This is a genomic window from Tissierellales bacterium (genome assembly GCA_025210965.1).
Lineage (GTDB): Bacteria > Bacillota > Clostridia > Tissierellales > JAOAQY01 > JAOAQY01.
Genome location: JAOAQY010000086.1, coordinates 24375 through 45872 on the forward strand (window position 1 = coordinate 24375; position 21498 = coordinate 45872).

The following is a 21498-nucleotide window of genomic DNA, read 5'->3' on the forward strand; positions in this document are numbered from 1 at the left end:
CCCCTACATCTATGCCATATCAATAATCCTAATATGCTTATTTTCAACAAGTTTTATAATTTTATCATCATCAGTCTGAATAACAGGTCTAGTTGGAAATTCCATATCTACAAAAATTATTTTTCCCTTTTTACCTGTATTTAATAATACTTTTTTGCCCATATAATATTCTGCCAAATTAGTCAAAAAGATATAGCAAACCTTTGGATCTAATGTAATTCCACTATTCCAATATATATATTCAGCTGCATCAAATGGTGAATATCTATGCCTGTATGGTCTGTCTGAAATCATCGCATCATAAATATCACAAACCATTACTATTTTGGCAAATTCATGAATCTGATTAGATTTGACTCTAAGTGGATACCCGCTTCCATCTAGTCTCTCATGATGCTGTAATGCACAAAACTTAACATTGCTAGAAATGCCTTGAGTCTTGAGTAGTATCTGATACCCAAATTGTGGGTGTTTCTTTATTAATGTATATTCGTTGCTAGTTATCTTAAACTGCCTATTCATTATGAAATCTGGTACTTTTAGTTTTCCAATGTCAAACATCAAACCAGCTAATGCCAATTCTTTATTTTGTTCTTCTGTATAACCTAACCACTTGCCAATCATAGCTGCAAGCATTGATACCCTAAGTGAATGCTGATAAGTATAATCATCTACTTCTTTAAGTTGATTTAATCTCATTAGAACATCATTGTTTCTAACTAAATCTTCATAGGAATCTTCTATATGATCTTTAATATGCTCTAACTCTATTTTGTCACCAGATTTAATCTTTGAAAAGACTTCCTTAGTTTCTTCAACATAGACTTGATTCTTAACATCAAAAGGAATATTGCCTTCTCCTGTCAGCACTTGCAAGTCTTTATTTGCAGTTAATACGCCTTCTATTACCTTATCTTTTTCCATTTCATATTTGACGCGGAGATGCTCTTTCTTTTCATCTTCATCAAAATTTTCGCCTCGCTTCAAAGCTTTTGCTTTTTCAACAAGCAGTTCGTCTTCCAATCCTTGTTCTACTTCATTCTTAGGTGGCACTGTAGGATCTCTCAAAATCTTAATTTTTTCAATCTTAAGATTTTCCAATAATCTAATATGTTTTTCAGTTAATTCAGTTCCCTCATTTAATAACACAACAGTTTTCCCAACATCTAAAACTGGCGCGCCTAAAATCATACCTTTTTTTATTTCACTTATTTTAATTTCTCTCATATTAGGTGCCCTCCTTTAGAAAACTTCTTTTTTTTAATCACATTATAGCTTATCTATACCCTTTAATTCGCTTTTTAATGTAGAATTAGAAATTTAATGTCATTTTCTCAAGGATATTGACTTTAAAATACTGCCATTATAACCAATATAAAAAATATTAGCAATATCATGGCTATAAAATATCTAAGACAGCCAATGCCAGCAGTTACAGCGCTGAAAAACGCTTCATCTTCCTCTTGGCTTTTTCTTTCCTCTTCACTTTGAGGTTTGTGTTCATATATTTCTTTGAACCCAGCAGATTCTTTCCATTTGTTTTTTAAAAATCCCATTATCATCACCTACTTTTACAGGTCTAAAATGTTTTTTTGTATACTTGTCTTTTGTCAAGCGACCATATTCTATCTGAAACTTCTCCACCATCTATATTCTCTATAGCTGCAAACATATCGTACATTCTAGCATCCATTACATCCACAAAATGAAGTATTTCTGCCTCTGGAATCATAGGTTTCTTAGGACTTCCATATTCTGGCTCATAGTGATGAGTCAAAACTAGATGCTCTAATAACATTATTTTTTCTTTCGAAATACCATGTTCGACACCTATCAATTCAATTTTCTTTACTCCCTGTATTATATGACCTAGTAGTTTTCCTTCGATGGTATAATCTTCTACAAAACCTAGTTCATCTGAAGACATCTCATTTATTTTTTCTATATCGTGAAGTAATATTCCTGCAAAAATAAGGTCTGTATCTAAGTCAGTATAAACTTGTGCGATTTTTTCTCCTGTACGAAGCATTCTAAGCAAATGATACAATAATCCACTTCTTATAGAATGATGATTCGATTTTGCTGCAGGATAGTACATTATTTTTTCTTTATACTCCTCAAATATAATTTCGACAACTTTTGATATTTCTTTATCCCTTATTTTACCTATAAATCCACAAATTTCTTCATACATTTCTGTATTTTTAATTGGAGCACTCGGTACTAAATCTTCTACAGATACTTCATCGTCATCTGTAACCAATCTAATTCTAGCTATTTTCAGCTGTAACGCGCCTCTCCACTCTTGTATCTTACCTCGAACTTTAATCATTTTACCCGACGTATATTTGGATTCATCTCCATCTTTATATTCCCATAATTTGGCATTTACACTTCCTGTTTGATCTGCAAATTCTAAATCTAAGTATTTGTTATTGTTCGATGCTATTCTAAGCTGTGACGATTTAATGAGCAAATAGCTATCTATTTCATCTCCACTATTAAACTCTTTAATCTGCTTTAATTCAATTCCCATAATATCTCTCCATTCTATAATTTTACAATCTTAATTATATCATGTTTTTACACCACAAAAAAACTTTCTCAAAAGAAAATTTTCTCTCAAGAAAGTTTAATAAGTTTCAACGTATTGGTTTAATCGATAATAAATGCGCCTAACTCCTTCTGACCATCTATCGTCTTCTGCGTATGTCATATTCATCCATTCAAATATATCTTCATCTATTGGGCATTCACTTATTATTCTATCCAAAAGATGACTTGCTATTTCAGTCGAATCTTTCAAATCTGTATTGTAATATTCCCAGCTATTGAATACATTGTATGGGTTATTAATAATTTGATTTGCATACGTGGTAGTAGACGGTACAAAACTCTGCTCCTGACCTATAATCGCAAACAATAGTAGTGGATCTAAATTGTATTGCCTAGCAGTATCTACAATAATTTTAAAATTCTCTCCCTCAACTAATTTAGATTCTAATGCTTTAAAGTAATTCTTAAGATGCTCATAATCATAAATTTTGTACGGAAAATACCTCTGCTTATAATCTAAATATAGCTGTTCTCTATAGAATTCATCTTCTGCTATAATATAACTATCCATAGAAACATCTTTCACTACTATGAAGTCACTTGTAAAATGAGGCATAAAATAATAAATCAGATAGATAAATGTTAGTAGTACACCTATCACTGCATATTTGTACTTCACTGCTATTTTTTTCAATTTATATTTTCTAGAAAATATATGACAAACACTATCAAATGAGTAGCTCTCATCTAATGCTTCTTCGAGCCATTTTTCAAACTCACTCTCTTTTTCGCTATGTGATGCTATAGAATAGGCAGCTTCAACTGCATCAAAATAATTTACATCATCTTTTCCATCCTCTATAAGCGCCATCAAAAGAGTTTTTCGCGCCTGCAAACGCTCAGATTTTTCAAGCCAATAGTACTCTCTATCAAATACCTTTATTATAGCTTTTGATATGATTTTCGTTTTGGCTGATTCAGATAGTTCTGGATTTTTAGAGTAAATATGTCCTCTCAATATCTCTATATCTTCTGCCGTAATGATTTTTGTATCTCGCAATTTGTGTTCTAATGTAAACATCTAGTGTCTTCACACCCCAATTCTTAACTACTTTTATACGTTTTATTATACCATATTTGTAAAATCACATGCTACTTATTCAAAAAATCGCCATAATGCTTTAATTCGTCAATAAACGACTCGAATTGAAGTATAAAATCTTTGATTTTATGCTCTTCTGACCTATTGTACTCATTTGAAAAAATTTCTTCTATTTCAGGCAATATCTTTGCTATCTTAACTGCGCTGAAATATCCTATTGTTCCCTTTATTTTGTGTAAATTTTGCAATGTATCTTCATCAAAATTTCTTTCAAATTGACAATTCTCAATTTTTTTAACTACAGATTCATATTCTTCTATAGCAAAGTTAATTATAACCGACATCTTGGAATTCCCCATCAAATTTCTACTTTGATTTATTCCATCTAGGTCAATATATTCAAACACAAGTTTTTCGGGATCCATAAATTTAACTTTTCTAGTTTTCTTTAGTTGATCTTTTATTTTGTTTAGAACCTTTATTATTTGCCCTTCATTCAATGGTTTAGTTACAAAAAAATCTGCCCCGCAAGAATTTAACTCATCTACGGTTTCTTTACTTGCGTCTGCTGACATAGCCACAATTAGAGCATGCTCTATTTCTTGGCTTGATTCATAATCCCTTATATCTCTTATCGCTTCTCTACCATTTTTCACAGGCATTCTACTATCCATGAGAACTACATCAGCACCATATTTCTTGTATTTTTCAAATGCCTCTTGACCATCTTTTGACGTTATAACTCTATGCTTTAAGTAGTCTCCAAGTAACTTTTCAACATACATTCTGTTAATAGCATCATCTTCTGCTACTAAAACTCGTAATTCATACCCTTGATCAATATCATAATTTCCTAAGTCATCAAGCGACTCGTTCAATAATTCTTCTGTTTTCTCTAGTTCAAGTTCAAAATAGAATCTGCTTCCTCTACCTAAACTGCTCTGAAGTTTCAAATCACTGTTCATAGATTCCAATAGATTTTTAGCTATAGGAAGACCTAATCCAGTTCCACCATATTCCTCAGCACTATTAATTTGCTCATATGCATCAAATATAATTTTTTGTTTTTCTTTAGATATACCTATTCCTGTATCCTCAACTTCAAACAAAAGCTTTATTTTAGAATCATGCCCTTCTAGTATTCTAATATTTAATGTAACCGAACCTACTTGAGTAAATTTAACTGCATTACCAAGTAAATTAAGTAAAACTTGCTGTAATCTAATATAATCTCCAATAAAATATTTTGGCAAATTTTCATCTTTGTTAATTTCAAATCTTAAGTTTTTATTTTTGCACTTCTGAGTCAATATTTGTTCTATATTTGACAACATAATTTCTAAATCGAAATTTTTATTCTCCATAACTATTTTATTTGATTCTATCTTAGAAAAATCTAAAACTTCTCCAATAACATGCTTCAAATAGTCGGACGAATACTTTATATTGTCCAAATATATTCTCAAATCAACATCATCTATCTCATGTCTTAGTACATTTGTCATACCTATTATGCCATTTAGTGGAGTTCTTATCTCATGACTCATATTTGCTAAAAATCTACTCTTAGAACTACTAGCTAACTCTGCTTTTTCACGTTCCTTCTTAAATGCGTTTTCTAATTCCTTGTACTCGGTTATATCTTGCATAGTTCCAAATATATTTACCATGATACCTTCATCATTAAATTCCTTAGTTCCATGAGTAAATACCCATTTTTCGTTTCCTCTTTCTGTCACTATTCTAAACTCTATCTCGTATTCTCCTCTATTTTGAAATGAATTTTTATTTATAGTATCTACTCGTTCTCTATCATCTGGGTGTATAAACTTTGAAAACAAATCAACACTTGCTTGATTATATCTAGGATCTAGTTCTAATATGTCATAAACTTCCTCAGACCAAAACTCCACATCATTTATTAAATCATGAGACCAATCGCCAAGCTTTGCTATTTTCTGTGTTTTTTTCAGTCTGTACTCAAGAATTCTCCTATCGGTTTTCTCCAAAAATATAGCGGCATAACAACTTTCCATTTCATGAATTTTTATGTCATAATAATGTCTATTGCTCTCATATCTTATTGATTCTGATTTCAAATTATCATAACTATCATAATATTCATTTATGGCATTTTGTACACGCTCTATATCAAATTCTGAAGTTTTTTTATTTCCTTCTAATATCTTAGCTTTCCCATTCTTTAATTTAAATAACAAGACGGGTATATCTAAATCCTCAACATTTATTGAAAGTTTTGTACGACTTATCACAAGATCACCTCTCTGACAAACTTCTATATTTATAAGATAATACATAGCTTGTCTGTATTATACCCTCGATTTTTTCTAAAAAACAGCTACATTTTCAAAATTTTTCCGCTTTCTATGAGATATAGGTATTTTTCCTTCACAGATTTGTTCAATATACTCTCTACAGCTTCTTTATAAAGATTAATTTGTTTCTCATATTTCGCTTTTACAAGCGCTTCATCGCTGTAACTACTACCTCCTGATTTATAATCGACTAATACTATCTCTCCGTTTTCTTCAAATAGTAAATCTATTATACCCTGAATCAAGATTTCTCCACTTTCGTATTCAGATTCAAGAATTGTAGCAGATTTTTTCAGTACAAATGGCTGTTCTCTATAGACTTTATCCGATTTTTTTATTCTTGCAAACAAATCTGACTTCAAATACTTCTCTATATAGCTATAATCTTTTTCACTCAAAAACTCATTGGCTCCATCGTAATTATTTATATAAGCTCTCAGTTTTGTGCTATCTTCAAATGAATAATCAATTATATTTTGAAGTATCAAATGTAGCAATACTCCCCTCTTTTGCCAATTTTTTGACTCGACATCTAGAATCTTTTTGTCATACTTAGTTTCATCTCGAAGCCAGGGCTCTTTTTTATAAGCATTTAGCTCAGAAACACTGTATTTTCTTTTTAAATTGCTAAGGTAAAATGCTGGATATGACCAGTTCAATGTCTCCTCTATTGAATCGTCCATTTCAGTTTTTTCAGCTTGACTATCTAGCATTGTCTTCAAATTCTCTATATTTTCTGCTATCATTTCTTTTTTGTCTTTTAGAAGTTCTATCTCAGCTATGAGTTTTATACTATAGTGAGCTTTGCTTGTATTGTATTTCGCATCAAAACCCTGCTTTTGTAAATCTTGAACTGATTCTGTCGTTAATGCAAATCTCATTATCCAGTCTATATAGCTTTTATCTTGCTTTAACCTATATATAGAAGGTGCATTACTCCAATTCTCTATTTTTTTGTTCATATCATTTACATAGCCTGTCATTATTAATTGATCAACAGCTCTTGTCATTGCAACATATAGAATCCTCATCTCTTCAGATAAATTCTCTATTTTTATCTGTTGCTTTACTACTTCTTGTAGAAACATAGAATTGTAACTTCTAAGTTTTGGATCTATATATTGTGTTCCCAAGCCCAATTCTTTATGAAGTATGACCTTTTTTCTGAGGTCTTGCTGATTAAATTGTTTTCCCATACACGCACATATAACTATTGGAAATTCAAGACCTTTACTTTTGTGTATACTCATCATTCTAACTACATTTTCATTTTCACCTATTAGCTTAGCCGCTGACAAATCTTGACTTTGATTTCTCAATTTTTTCGTATATCTAATAAAATCAAATAAACCACCAAAGCTAACTTTTTCATATGCATTTGCTCTATCTATCAAAAGTCTAATATTAGCCTGTCTCTGTTCTCCTCCTGGCATAGCTGCAACATAATAATAAAAATTGGTTTCAGTTAATATCTCCCACATCAAATCTCCTAGTTTTATAAGCTTCGAAAGTTTTTCCCACGATGTGAGTTTTTCATAAAAACTTCTCAGTCTATCCGCTATCTCGTCTTCATGGTTTTCTATATATCTGAGCGTAGCTTCATAATATGAAACCTCTTGATCTTCAATTCTTATTTGAATCAACTCTTCAGTCTTGAATGCACATATTGGAGATCTCAAAACACTTATAAGTGCTATGTCTTGATTTCTATTGTCTATCAGCTTAAGCAAATTTATAATCAAACTAACTTCGACTGAATCAAGATAACCTTCCGCATCGTCTACATATATTGGTATATCTTCTTTCATAAATATTTCATTGAATATATTTGACGAACGCCTTACAGCTCTCATAAGTATCACTATATCTCTGTATTCTATTTTTCTAAATTCTCCATTTTTAGCATCATATGTCGGTGTTCCAATTAATTCTTTAATTCTCTTTGCTATATAAATAGCTTCTTTTTCTATTTTGTTGTACTCCTTTAGTATCTCATCATCAATATCTTTTTCACCATAAATTAATTCTATTTTTATGTTTTCATTCTCTAAATCTTCAAATTTTGCTCCTGGATTTAGATACTCTTTTTCATCATATTGCACATCGCCTAGTTTATCACTCATTATTGCACTAAATAGTTCGTTTATTCCCATCAATATACTAGGACGGCTTCTAAAGTTTTGATTAAGTTGTATGACTTCATTCTCTTCTCCCGAATCCAAATAAAGTTTTCTCTTCTTTATAAATATCTCTGGATCAGCCAGTCTAAATCTATATATACTCTGTTTTACATCGCCTACTTGAAATAAATTATCTTCTCTTTTTATTCTAGAAATAATGCTTTCTTGCACCTCATTTGTGTCTTGATATTCATCTAAAAATATGAAGCTATATCTCTTTCTTTCCTTCACAGCCAAATCATCGTTTGATAATATCTTGATTGCATAGTGCTCTATGTCATTGAAATCTAGCACTCCTTGATCTCGCTTCGCTTCATCAAATGTTCTTGAAAAGTCTTCAACTAAATCTATCAAATACTCAAGTCGTGGATAGAGTTCATTCATCTTTCCAACTTCCTTGTCAAAATCATATATCGCATAAATTTCTATTATTTTTTTTATATTTTTCTTCAAATCATTTCTGATACTCTTGTAAACCTCTGCATATTCACCAACTAATTCTTTTCTATCTTTCTTGATACTAGATAATCTCTTGAATTGAATATCATTCATAGCATCAAATACACTTCCTATTTGGGCTGATTCAATCATTTCATTTATATCTTTTATTTGAGCATATTCATTTTTAGCACAATCCATATATTCAATTAAATCATATTCCATACACTTATCAAGTGCTAGTTTCGATAATTCATATAGCCCTTGAAAATCAATCTTAAAGTTATTTTTAAATGTATCCATCATTTCACTTTCATCAAAATCATTTCTAGACAAATTATAAAATGAAACTATTTCCCTGAGCCAATCAAATGGTGATGGCTTACTCTGTGCAAAATGATATAGTTCTAATATCAATTGTCTTAAACCCTCATCTGTTTTATTTCCTGAATACATTTCTATAAGATCATAAAAATATCCGTCACCTTTTTCATAATAATTTTCCATTAGCTGTTCTAGTAGCTCTTCTTTGAGCAATTGCATCTCTGTATCGTCTGCTATTTTGAAATTTGGATCTAATTCTACAATATGAAAATGTCTTCGAATTAACTCTATACAATACGCATGTATTGTAGATATTGATGCTTTTTGTATATTCAGTATTTGCTTTCTTATGAAGGAATCGTCTCCTTGAAGCAATTCTTCTCTAAGTTTTGCTAAAAGTCGTTCTCTCATTTCTCCTGCAGCTGCATTGGTAAATGTCACTACTAACAGACTATCTACTGGCACTTTATCGTCTTTTATCAAAGATGCTATTCTCTCTATCAATACTCTAGTTTTTCCGCTACCTGCTGCTGCAGATATTAGTATATTTGATTTTCTACATACAACAGCATGTTTTTGATCTGGTGTTAGTTGTGGCATATTAACATTCTCCTTCATTTTTACTAGTCTTTATAACTTTAAGTATTTCTTCATCTGTTAGTTTTGGTACTTTTCTATATGCATTTTTAAATTTAGTGTCAAATTGACATATGCTCTTGTAGTCGCAATATTGACACGGTGTATTATCTCCATCTTTGTACGGTTCTATTTCCATGTTTCCACATACTATTTTTTCAGCGGATTCTATTAATTTCTGCTTTGTATACTTTATAAGTCCTTCAAATTCATCTAACTCTAAAGCAGATGATCTCTTGCTAAAATCTTCTTTTTTAGTAATCTCAACTGGAATTATATCCGACTTCGAACCTTCTTCAAGGGTGTGATCCATGCTTTGAACTAATCTCAAATCTTTTAGCACTATTCCTGACATTTTAAGTGCTTTCATTATGTTTTTCTCTATTATCTCTCCATCATCTGCAATATTCTCTACCATCGGATCATCAATTTTAAAATACAGGCATCCTCCAGGCAAAAATTCCCCTCTTTTTTTGAGCATCTCCATAGCTTGATCTAGATATACAACCAATTGAAGCTCTAATCCATTGTACACATCTGAAAGTGAGAATTTTTTATGTCCTGATTTATAATCTATCACCTTTACATATTTTTGCTCTCCATCTTGACCTACATCTACTCTGTCAATCCTACCTTTAAGTTCTATTATTTCCCCTGTTGGAAGTTCTATCAATATATTTTCAAATATAGCTTCAAATAAAGCCGGTTCAAAATCACCCATTTTTACATGCTCAACTAGTGTATGAGTAGCTCTTTTACAAATCCTTTCAAGTCTTTTCAATGCATATTTGTTTTTTTCGCTACTAGATAGTAATTCATTGGAAAATCTAGGTGCTAATTCGTCTATTACCTCTTCAACAGTTTTTTCTATTTCATCATTAGATAAATCTTTCCACTTCTTCTTTTTGATATGAATTTGCTTAGAAAAATTTTCTATGGATTGGTGAAAAAATTCTCCTATTTCTGGTGCTTTTAGTTCATATTCTTTTCTCTCTTTTGGCCTCAACCCATACCTTACAAAATGAGAAAATGGACAGGCTATAAATTTTTCTATTCTAGATATGCTCGTCTGTATGGGACTAGGATATAATTTTTTGACCTGATATGGGTTTATAGCTTCTTGTCTGTTGTCATAATATAGTGCATCAAATATTTGCTCTGGTCTATTTTCAAATTTAGATGACTCCTGTAATTTTTGATATATATTTGCCCATTTAGATTCAAGCTCTATTCCATCGACTGACAATCTCAAGTGCTTTATAAGATTTTTATATGCAATTTTTTCTAAAAGATACTCATCTCTTTCAGTTTTCTGTATTTCAGTATGTTCCGGTATCTTTACAAGCAGTTCCTTCAATCTAGGTATCAGTATTGATTCTCTCATCGCTTTTCCATCAATGTTTGAAAGCGTATAACTGATTTCTAGATAATCTGAAGTAGTTGCCAATACTTTATAAAAACTCATTCTATCTTCACGCATTAATGTTGCTATGTCAGAATAAATCGGAACTCCTGCCTCTTTTAGTATCATTTTTTCATCGTCTAATAATATACCGCTATCTTGAAAGTTTTTTGGTATAGCTCCATCATTTGTACCTACTAGAAATGTTATCTTTGACTGTCTATGTTTTATTCTATCTATAGATCCTACTATAACTTCATCTATTGTCGTTGGAATCAAGCCTATCTCATACTCTGCAAATCCACTCTCTAAAAGGCTTCTCAGCTCTTTCAAACTCATAGTTGCCTCACCTAGTAATAATTCTAATTGATCAAATACCGTCTCTATTATTTCTCTAATTTGCTCGTATTCTTGAGCATAATCATTCCAATTGTTTTCATATAAAACCTCTATTTTATTTTCCAAACACTTTTCAAAATCAATGGTATTTAAAAATAGTTTTATAGAATCTATTTGATCTCTAACTCTTTTGCTCTGTCTAATAGACTCGTTTAACTCTTTAAGTGGCATTATAATTTCTTCTCTAAGTGATTCTATACTCTCTAAATAGTTAAATTCATACTCAAATGGCTTTAACCACCTATTACCTCTAATCCCGTATTGCAAGGCATAATTTTCAAAAACATACATCAATTCTAAGTCTAAATCTAATAAATCTGTTTTCAAATATCTAAATACATCTTCGTATCTAAAATTTTTAAGACATATATCTAGTGAGCTCATAATAAGTTTTATTGCTGGATTGGAAGTTATTTTTCGCTTTTCATCATTGAAATATGGTATATTGAACTCACTAAATGTTCTTTTAATTATAGGTAAATACGTCTCCATTTGATTTGTAACTATACCTATATCTCTATAATTGTATTGACCCGACTGGATGTATTGAGTAATCTTAGCTGCTAATTTTTCAACTTCTTCATATGGCGATTTTCCATACCAAAGCGTTGTTCTAGATGTTTCTACATCCATAGCACCTCTTTTTTCAGGTAAATAGTAATATTTTTCTAACGCATTCAATTCTTCATTTTGAAAAACTACATATGGGTTCTCTATTATTTGTGTATCTATCCCTAGTTCACTAAGTCGTTCTACTATTCTTTGAGATGTATTTTGGACATTTAAAAATATCTCGTTTTCCTCTTCAAAATCCAATATAACTTTTACATCAACACCTTTATTCGCCATTGCTTCTATTATTTTCATCTCTAGTGCTGTAAAACCATCAAAATCCATTATCCATATTACTTTATTTTTCAAATCATCGGAGTATTGTATGGCATCTATATACAACCTATTGTAATCTAATTCATCGTTAAATGATGTCTCAAAATAGGTATTGTATACTTCATATATCCTTGCTATATCTTTAAATTTTTGTTTAGTCAATGGATCTTTGTCTAATTTTTTTATACATACTTCTAGTAGTTCTACTGGCGTTTCATTTCTTCTAAGTTCATCTAATAATTTTACTGTTTCGAGTAAAAAGCCTTCTTTTTTGTATGCTTTCTTGAATAGTATTAGATCTTTGCTCTCATTTTCTAGTATCTTTCTCACGAGCATCATTTTACCAAGATTATCTATATAATTTGTTTCTTTTATTTCTTGATTCTCATTTATTAACCTATCTCCCAATCTTTTAAAGCTAAGCACCTCTAAAAGCATAAGTCCAGCCGTATCAAATTCTTTTATCAATTGTTCTTCTGTTTGAAGTGTACTCTGTTCTGGTACTAATACCAGAAATTCTTTTTCATTTTTATTTCTATTATTCCATTCATCATTTATGTATGCAGCTCTATTTTGATTTCCTCTGCCCTTTATTATTGTAAACATTTTTCCCTCCCGAACTCCTACAGCATTTTATTTTAATTCTAAAAAAAGGGTATCTCTCGACACCCTATTGTTCTTTTCTATGCTTCATTCCATGATATATTTCTCCAATTACTCCAAGCAATCCACTATAGAAAATAAACTCAACAAATGACATAAATCCAACTACTTGAAATGCTCCGTTGTTTGATATAAATGCCATGTATAGTAGATATATTATTCCAGCAATACTTCCTATCATCATGAATAAATATATTCGCTTAAGCCCTAAAATGCCAAAGAAGCAATGAATGATGTTAAATATGGCAGCTAAAACCATGTATTTAAACACTAATTCGCTCTGTACTTCTCCTCTAATTTTTACTCCAAATGCTAATGAAAATACAACGGTTAATACAAGTGTACTTATAATTAATCGAAGTATCCACCTCTTACTGTATTTTTCAGGTATAATTTTCATCTGCTAGTCCTCCCTATTTTGTCACTTGAGTTAATGGTTCTCTACCTTCTAATACTTCTATTATATTTCTAGCTGCTAGTATACCCATATCTGTTCTAGTTTCTCTAGATGCACTGCCAATATGTGGAGTCAGCACGACTTGCTCCATAGCTAATAATTTTTTTGGAACCATTGGTTCCTCCTCAAAAACATCTAATCCAGCGCCCCATATTAATTTGTTTTCTAGAGCATTTATTAAAGCTTCTTGATCTACCACACTGCCTCTAGATGTATTTATAAGTATTGTATTTGGTTTCATTTCTTTAAAAGCTTGCTTATCTACCATGTGATATGTTTCTTTAGTTAATGGAACATGTATAGACAATACATCACTTTTCTCATATAATTCTTGTTTACTAACCCATCTAGCTCCATATTTTTTTTCAAACAATTCATCTCTAGATCTATTATGGTAAATAACATCCATATCATAGCCCAAGCTCTTTTTTACAAATGCCTTTCCTATTCTACCAGCACCTAATATTCCAAGTGTCTTGCCATATAAATCCTGACCGAGTAACAATGTCGGCTTAAACTGTTTCCAGTTTCCATCTCTAAGATAATTATCTGCCTCGACAATTCTTCTAGAAACGCTCATAAGTAAAGCCCACGCCAATTCTGCTGTGGTCTCTGATAGTACATCAGGGGTATTTGTCAATACTACATTTCTGTCTTTTGCAGCAATTACATCAAAGTTATCATACCCTACTGCATAATTTGCGCATATCTTTATATTAGGACACTCGTCAAAAAATTCTCCATCAATTTTGTCTGTTAGTTGAGTCAATACTGCATCACATTGTTTTGCATCTCTGTACAATTCTTCTTTCGTCATTGGACGATCTTCTGGATTCAATTTCACCTCAAAGTGTTTTTCTAACAATTCTATCGCCGCTCTGGGTATCTCTCTAGTTACCAATACTTTTTTCATAGCTCGTCCTCCCTTTTTGTTATACATTACAAACCTAATTATATATTACACCAAAATGGAGATTTTTAACACCATTTTCCAATGAATTTTGCTATAATGAAGTCGAATATTTTATATTTTATCGGACAAATAATAGGAGGAATTTAAAGATGACCATAAAAGCCTGTATTTTTGATTTAGATGGAGTTATAGTGGATACTGCCAAGTACCATTTTCTAGCTTGGAAAGAACTTGCAAATTCACTAGATATCCCATTTGATGAGAATGACAACGAGAAATTAAAGGGAGTAAGCAGAATGGCTTCTCTTGATATTATTTTGGATATTGGAGATTTGCATTTAAGTTCTGAAGAAAAGGAAGAATTAGCATCAAAGAAAAATTCTCGTTATTGCTCTTTTTTAAGTGATATGACTGAAAGTGAAATTCTCCCAGGTGCAAAGGAATTCTTGCTTAATTTAAAGGCATCTGGAATAAAAATAGCACTTGGCTCTGCTAGCAAAAATGCTCCTACTATATTGAATCATCTAGGTATAACTGATCTATTTGATGTAATTGTAGACGGCAATCACGTAACTAAAGCAAAACCTGATCCTGAAGTTTTCAAATTAGGAGCTGACCAGCTAGGTATTGATTATAGTGACTGCGTAGTATTTGAAGATTCTATAGCTGGTTTAGAAGCTGCTAAGAGACTTGATATGCATACTATCGGAATAGGTAAAAAAAATCAGCTTCCTCTAGCTGATTATGTATTTGAAGATTTATCCTCTCTTAATTATAAAAAACTTTGCCAGCTTTTTTAGGCAAAGTTTTTTTGTAATTAAATTTATTTCTAATCAAATTTTCTATAATTTGCTATAATTCTATCCGCAACTTTAATGCCATCAACAGCTGCTGACATTATTCCACCAGCATAACCAGCGCCTTCTCCACAAGGATACAATCCACTACAATTTGTGCTTTCTAAACTCTTCTGATCTCTTATAATTCTGACTGGAGATGAACTTCTAGATTCTACACCAGTCAAGACTGCATCTGGCATCGCAAACCCTTTCATCCTCTTGTCAATGTTTACTATAGCTTCCCTAATTGTCTGCGCCATATCCTCTGTCAAATAACTTTCTAACTCTGTCCACTTCACTCCAGGTCTATATGAAGGTTTAACGCTTCCACACCCTGTTGACTTTCTTTTCTTTAGCAAGTCTCCTACTTTTTGTGCAGGCGCTTTATAATCGGAACCTCCTGCAACAAAAGCTCTCTCTTCTAATTCTCTTTGAAAATACATTCCCGCAAGCACGTGATTGCTACCGAAATCATTCTCATCTACTGGTACTAATATAGCACTATTTGCATTTTCTGCATCTCTAGCATGCTCACTCATGCCATTTGTGACTAGCCTTCCATTCTCAGAAGCAGCAGCAACTACTAATCCTCCTGGACACATACAAAATGTATGTGCTCTTCTTCCATCTTCTCCATGGTAGACTTGCTTATAATCGGCTGCACCTAATCGTTCACTCTGAGCATACTTTCCATATTGAATCTTGTCTATATGATTTTGAGGATGCTCAATTCTAACACCCACTGCAAATGGTTTTTGAGACATATCTATTCCATTTTCAAAAAGCATCTCAAATGTATCTCTTGCACTATGTCCTATAGCTAGTACTGCTACTTCTGTATCTATTTTTTCTCCCGAATCTAATATAATACCATTTAACAATCGATTTTCTACGGTTAACTTTTCAACTTTTGTATCAAAAACTACTTTTCCGCCCATTTTTATTATAGACTCTCTGATGTTTTTGACTACTTTTTTCAATACATCTGTTCCTATGTGTGGTTTTGAATCATATAGTATTTCTTTCGGTGCTCCTGCCTCGACAAATAATTCTAAAACTTTCTTACATCGGATGTCCTTTATTCCAGTAGTAAGCTTTCCATCCGAAAATGTTCCAGCTCCACCTTCCCCAAATTGAACATTAGAATTTTCTTTTAATACCCCATTGTTCCAAAATTCTTCTATGTCTTTCGATCGCTGATCTACTTCACTACCTCTTTCAATTACTATAGGTTTATAGCCCTCTTTGGCAAGTATATACCCTGCCATCAAACCTGCTGGACCACTTCCAATTACTATAGGCGAATTTTTTAGTATAACATTCCCACTCTCCGGAGTCTCATATTTCTTTTTAGATGGTAAAGTGTATACGTTTTTAGGTATATTTAATAATAATTTTTTTTCATTTTTCAGCTCTACTTTCACGCTATACGTAAAATGTATCTGGTCTTTTTTTCTGGCATCTAGCGATTTTTTTGCTATTCTAACACTCATTATGAGTTCCGGCGATATTCTAAGTTTCTTTGCTATTTTTTGCTTTAACTTAGACTCTGGCTCATCTAAATGCAATTTTATATTTGATAATTGAATCATGAACTTCCCCCTAACAACTTTCTCCCGCTAAATGACCTGTTGAAAATGCTATCTGCAAATTATATCCGCCAGTATATGCATCTACATCGATTAATTCACCAGCAAAATATAAACCTTCTATGAGTTTTGATTCCATAGTAGATGGATTTATTTCATCTACATTAACTCCTCCAGCTGTCACTATCGCCTCTTCTATAGGTCTAAAATCATCTAATTTAAATTTCAAATGTTTTAAGAGTTTACATAGATTTTGTCTCTCTTCTCTAGTTATTTGGTTTACTTTTTTCTCAGGATCTATCCCAGATAATTTTATAATTATATCTATCATTTTTTTCGGCAATAATTCATTTATAGAATTTTTAAATTGTTTATTGTTATTTTTCTCAAAATCACGTTGCAACCGTTGATCTAATTTAGATTCATCCAATGCAGGTTTTAAATCTATTTCGGCAAATATATCATCAAATGACTTTTTCTTAGAACTATTTATCGCATTTAGTAGTTTTCTACTTCCTGATAGTACCAATGGTCCTGATATACCAAAATGAGTAAAAATCATCTCACCTAAGTCCTTATATACAACCTTATTTCCTTTTTTAAGACTTAGTGTTATATTTCTAAGCGATAATCCCTGCAAGTCTCTAACCCATTTTTCAGCTGATACAAGTGGTACTAGCGATGGGTATATATCTGTAATATTATGGCCCATTGATTTAGCTAATTTATATCCATCTCCAGTAGAGCCTGTCTTTGGATAACTTTTCCCTCCTGTAGCTAATATCAATACATCACAATTGTATTTTTTGCCGCTGTCTACCTCTACTGCTTTTATTTTACTATTCTCTGTAACAATTTTTGTAACCCTCTGTTTTGTGTAGATTTCTACTCCACATTCTCTTAAATCATCTATCAATGCTTCTACTACATCCATTGCTCTATCACTCTTTGGGAAAACTCTCTGCCCTCTCTCAACTTTAGTAGGAACTCCTAGGCTTTCAAAATAATCTATTGTTTGCTCATTTGTGTATTGATAAAATGCACTGTATAAGAAATATTTATTTCCTTCCACTTGTTCCATTATATCTTCTATTTCACCTGCATTTGTTATATTACAACGACCTTTTCCAGTTATAGATAGCTTTACTCCAAGTCTATCTCTTCGCTCCAAAAGGGTTACATTATATCCTTTTTTGGCTGCTGTTCTAGCTGCCATCATTCCAGCTGGTCCACCGCCAACAACTACTACATTCTTCATAATACAATCTCCTTTAGTTCAACAATGTTTGCACAAAAGTATTGACAACTCCAGCTCCACCGATAAGTGTACCCAAAGTACTTCCTAAATTGGCAAACGCTACTACTAATAATATTCTAGTTACTCTGTTTTTCCAAAAACCTTTGATACTAGTTAAGTCTTCTGATAAGCTTGATAAGTCTTTTACATTCGGTTTTCTAACAAACGCTTCAACCAATCCTGCAAACCAACCAGCTGCTAAAAGAGGATTTAGCGAACTAATAGGCGCTATTACCAATGCTGTAAGTATAGACAGCGGATGTCCTAACGCACAAACTACTCCAATAGCTGAAAGTGTACCATTCCAAAATAACCATGTCAAAATTTGATCTATTCCTGCATCTCTGTTTTTGAATAATGTATATCCTATTATAGTAAGTATGGCTACAGTTATTCCCCAACCAATCCATTTTTTATTTGATTTCTTAGTAGGTATCTCTGTTAACTTTTTCATATCTTGAGTCTTAAATATTTCTTTTCTAACTCCTGGTACATGTGCTGCACCTAATACTGCAACGATTTTCTCCCCTGGAGCATTTTTTATCTTATTTGCAAGGTATTGATCTCTTTCGTCAACAAGAGTCTCCTTAAGCTCTGGAAAACTCATTGAAAGTTCATTTAGTGCTGATTCTAATAAATCTTCTGTTTTCATTTTTTCTAAATCTTCTTCTGTTATTTCTTCATCGTCAAATGCACTCAATATAACTTGTGTTATAAGTTTAAACTTACCACCTAATCCCATATTAGCCCATATTCTTTTAAATGTCGTCTGTATATTTCTATCTGCTAATACCAATTCTGCATCTATTTCCTTGGCAGATTCTATACCTTGTATCATCTCTTTTCCAGGTTCTATGCCAAGTTTTTCACCAATTCTTTTCTGATATGAACTCATTATCATATTTGTCAAAAGCAGCATAGCCTGTTTGTTCTTTATTACTTTTACGATATCCATGTTTTCCCAGCTATCTTTTTTAGTAATAGTCTTGTATCTGCCTTCACAAAGCTCAACACATACTGCGTCTGGCCTTTCTGCATCTATTATTTCTTTTACCTGTTCCACACTGTGCTTACTTACATGGGCCGTAGCAATCAATACGATTTCTTTGCCGTCTATATACATTCTGTAAATATTTTCTTCCATATATATGCCTCTTTCTCGTTCTATTTGCTTCCCTGTCTATTTCTGTAAATATAACATCAAAAAAAATAAACTAAGTTTACGCATAAACTTAGTTTATAATGTTTAGCTTTATTTTTCAAGTCTTCTGCTATAATTACTCGCACGACTTGCTACAGTTTTAGAATAAGTACTCCTGTAGGTATTGTTTCTTTCAAAATATGTCTTTGAACTATAAGGTCCTCTGTTGTACTCTGTCAATATACGATCCACATCATTCCCATATGCTTTTTGTAATATTGATAAGTATATCATTCCCAATCCAATATTATACTCTGGCTCAAATATTCTCTCTGGATTGTACTCTAAATTTAATAAATGACCATATTCATTTGCAAGCCATTTTTCTGTAGATGGGATTATCTGACAATATCCTCTATCTTTAGCATTACCAACTTCGTATTGTTTAAATTTACTCTCTAAGTCAATTAGCCCCAATACCAATGGTATACTTACATCTAATTCTTCAGAATACTTTACTATGACGCTTGAAGTTTGAAGATCAAGTGGCGTGTTTTCGAAAATCTTAACCGCCTTCTCCACATGTGCATCATTTTCTAAGTTTAAATACTTAGCCATTTTTTTCGATAAAATATATGCTTCCGATTGCCTTATGTCATTTAAAGCTTCATTTGCCTTGCTAAGTTCATTTTCTGTACGCTCTAGCTTTTTTTCAAGAAGAACTATCTCTTCTTGACTTTTTTTAAGTGCTTTCTCTTGCTCTGCACGCTTAGCTTCAACTGTCATCGTCCAATAACATCCAACGATAGTCAATGCCAATACTAGAATTGTGAAAACAGAAAATAATCTCGGGGCTGCGCTCCTCTTTTCTCTTTCAAAACTCATTGTTGCTTCCTCACTTTCTGATTCTTCATAATTATCTTTCATCAATCAAATTTATTGTTTTTTTCTTATATGTCTTAAATGAAAGTAGATGCCGTATTTAGCACCCAGTTATGAAATATAACACATTTTACAAAAGCTTGCAAGCTGATATGAGTTTCTTGTCAAAAATGAACATTAAAGATAGTTGAAAACAAGCCATCCAAATTCAAATATGACATTTCTATAACCATTTTCTGAATTTTTCACAATTATAATCACTTATTAGTTTTTTAATTAAAACGCACGATCTATTGTTATGATTTCCATTTTATCTATAGCATCTTTAACCAATCCATCAAAATCAAGCTCTTCCTCTTCCTTTATAAGTGCTTTCAAGCTTGGTTTTGTAGCAGGATGTTTTGGTAAAAATACAGTACAGCAATCTTCAAATGGCAATATTGATGTCTCATATGTGCCTATTCTATGAGCTATATCCATTATTTCTGTCTTGTCCATTCCTATAAGTGGTCTAAATACTGGAAGTGTTGTAATAGAGTTTGTTGCCATTATTCCTTCCATAGTCTGACTAGCCACCTGACCTAAACTTTCTCCAGTAATTAAGCATTTCATATCATGATTCATAGCTATCGTCTCCGCTATTTTCATCATAAATCTTCTTGAATGGTTAACCATATGCTTCTCTGGACAATTTTCGTGAATTGCTTTTTGTATCTCCAAAAGGTTTATATTGTATATTCTAAACTCACCTGTATATTGTGATATTATTTTTGCCAAATCCAATACTTTTTCTTTAGCTCTTTCACTTGTAAATGGATAACTATGGAAGTGTATAGCATTTATCTCAACTCCTCTTTTAGCCATCATATAAGCAGCTACAGGACTATCTATTCCTCCCGATAGAAGTAATAATCCTCTACCAGTACAACCTACTGGCAAACCACCACCGCCAGGTATTTTTTCTGTAAATACATATGCATGCTGTCTGATATCTACAAAAACTTTAAAATCTGGTTTGTGAACATCTACTTTTAATCCGTCTATGTTTTTTAATATTACTCCACCTTCATGTCTAGCGATTTCCATAGAGTTCATAGGAAATTTTTTATCGGCTCTAATTCCTTCAGCTTTAAATGTCTTATAGTCATTTTTAGCTAATGTCTCTTTAGTAGCAACAAGAACTGCCTCGTCAATTTGATCTAAATCAACATCTACTCTGATACATGGTGTCAAAAGTACTATACCAAATACTTTTTTCAATTGTTCCATTATAGCATCTAAGTCCTCATCTCTTCCCTCAACATAAAATTTGCTGTGGTCATTATAAACTTTTATATCTTCAAATCTTTCCAAGTTCATAATTATTTGTTTCTTCAATTTATTTGTAAAATATGGTCTATTTTTTCCCTTTAATGCTATCTCTCCAAAACTAACTCCAATTACTTTTTTCAATTGC

At 31.9% G+C, this 21498-nt stretch carries 14 protein-coding genes and 1 pseudogene; 1 reads left to right on the forward strand and 14 read right to left on the reverse strand.

The window, feature by feature from the left end; translation table 11 throughout:
* Positions 1-9: 9 nt before the first annotated feature.
* From N4A40_06420 to N4A40_06460, 9 genes are all read right to left on the reverse strand, one after another.
* A complete protein-coding gene (locus tag N4A40_06420) occupies positions 10-1227 on the reverse strand; it encodes an HD-GYP domain-containing protein (protein ID MCT4661483.1) in 1218 nt (405 codons plus the stop codon).
* 122 nt (positions 1228-1349) lie between these two features.
* Positions 1350-1556 carry a hypothetical protein gene (locus tag N4A40_06425; protein MCT4661484.1) on the reverse strand — a complete coding sequence of 69 codons (207 nt, stop codon included), beginning with the start codon at positions 1554-1556 and terminating at the stop codon, positions 1350-1352.
* A 23-nt stretch (positions 1557-1579) separates the two neighbouring features.
* Positions 1580-2536 (reverse strand): HD domain-containing protein, encoded by a 957-nt coding sequence (locus N4A40_06430; GenBank protein MCT4661485.1) that lies wholly within the window; start codon positions 2534-2536, stop codon positions 1580-1582.
* Between the two features lie 96 nt (positions 2537-2632).
* Positions 2633-3637 (reverse strand): lytic transglycosylase domain-containing protein, encoded by a 1005-nt coding sequence (locus N4A40_06435; GenBank protein ID MCT4661486.1) that lies wholly within the window; start codon positions 3635-3637, stop codon positions 2633-2635.
* A 71-nt stretch (positions 3638-3708) separates the two neighbouring features.
* The gene (locus N4A40_06440) at positions 3709-5931 is read right to left on the reverse strand and encodes an ATP-binding protein (protein MCT4661487.1); all 2223 of its coding nucleotides are present in this window, start codon (positions 5929-5931) and stop codon (positions 3709-3711) included.
* An 86-nt stretch (positions 5932-6017) separates the two neighbouring features.
* Positions 6018-9536 carry a helicase-exonuclease AddAB subunit AddA gene (addA, locus tag N4A40_06445; GenBank protein MCT4661488.1) on the reverse strand — a complete coding sequence of 1173 codons (3519 nt, stop codon included), beginning with the start codon at positions 9534-9536 and terminating at the stop codon, positions 6018-6020.
* Between the two features lies 1 nt (position 9537).
* Positions 9538-12867 (reverse strand): PD-(D/E)XK nuclease family protein, encoded by a 3330-nt coding sequence (locus N4A40_06450; GenBank protein MCT4661489.1) that lies wholly within the window; start codon positions 12865-12867, stop codon positions 9538-9540.
* 64 nt (positions 12868-12931) lie between these two features.
* Positions 12932-13324, reverse strand: a complete 393-nt coding sequence (locus tag N4A40_06455) for a hypothetical protein (GenBank protein ID MCT4661490.1) — start codon at positions 13322-13324, stop codon at positions 12932-12934.
* Positions 13325-13337: 13 nt separating this feature from the next.
* Complete coding sequence (locus N4A40_06460) at positions 13338-14294, reverse strand: D-glycerate dehydrogenase (GenBank protein MCT4661491.1); 957 nt, start codon at positions 14292-14294, stop codon at positions 13338-13340.
* A gap of 149 nt (positions 14295-14443) precedes the next feature.
* Between N4A40_06460 and pgmB the strand changes: the two genes are divergently transcribed.
* Positions 14444-15094: a beta-phosphoglucomutase gene (pgmB, locus tag N4A40_06465; GenBank protein MCT4661492.1), complete on the forward strand. Its 651-nt coding sequence runs from the start codon at positions 14444-14446 to the stop codon at positions 15092-15094.
* A gap of 29 nt (positions 15095-15123) precedes the next feature.
* Here pgmB and N4A40_06470 read toward each other — a convergent pair whose 3' ends face one another.
* The 5 genes and pseudogenes from N4A40_06470 to thiI all read right to left on the reverse strand — a co-directional run bounded on the left by N4A40_06470 (position 15124) and on the right by thiI (position 21494).
* Positions 15124-16725: an FAD-dependent monooxygenase gene (locus N4A40_06470; protein MCT4661493.1), complete on the reverse strand. Its 1602-nt coding sequence runs from the start codon at positions 16723-16725 to the stop codon at positions 15124-15126.
* Between the two features lie 10 nt (positions 16726-16735).
* Positions 16736-17977 (reverse strand): annotated as a pseudogene (locus N4A40_06475) (NAD(P)/FAD-dependent oxidoreductase).
* 16 nt (positions 17978-17993) lie between these two features.
* Positions 17994-19163, reverse strand: coding sequence for a TraB/GumN family protein (locus N4A40_06480; GenBank protein ID MCT4661494.1), 1170 nt, complete (start codon positions 19161-19163; stop codon positions 17994-17996).
* 108 nt (positions 19164-19271) lie between these two features.
* Positions 19272-20087: a transglycosylase SLT domain-containing protein gene (locus N4A40_06485; protein MCT4661495.1), complete on the reverse strand. Its 816-nt coding sequence runs from the start codon at positions 20085-20087 to the stop codon at positions 19272-19274.
* A gap of 231 nt (positions 20088-20318) precedes the next feature.
* Entirely contained in the window at positions 20319-21494 is a 1176-nt protein-coding gene (gene thiI / locus N4A40_06490) for a tRNA 4-thiouridine(8) synthase ThiI (GenBank protein ID MCT4661496.1), read from the reverse strand.
* Positions 21495-21498 lie beyond the last annotated feature (4 nt).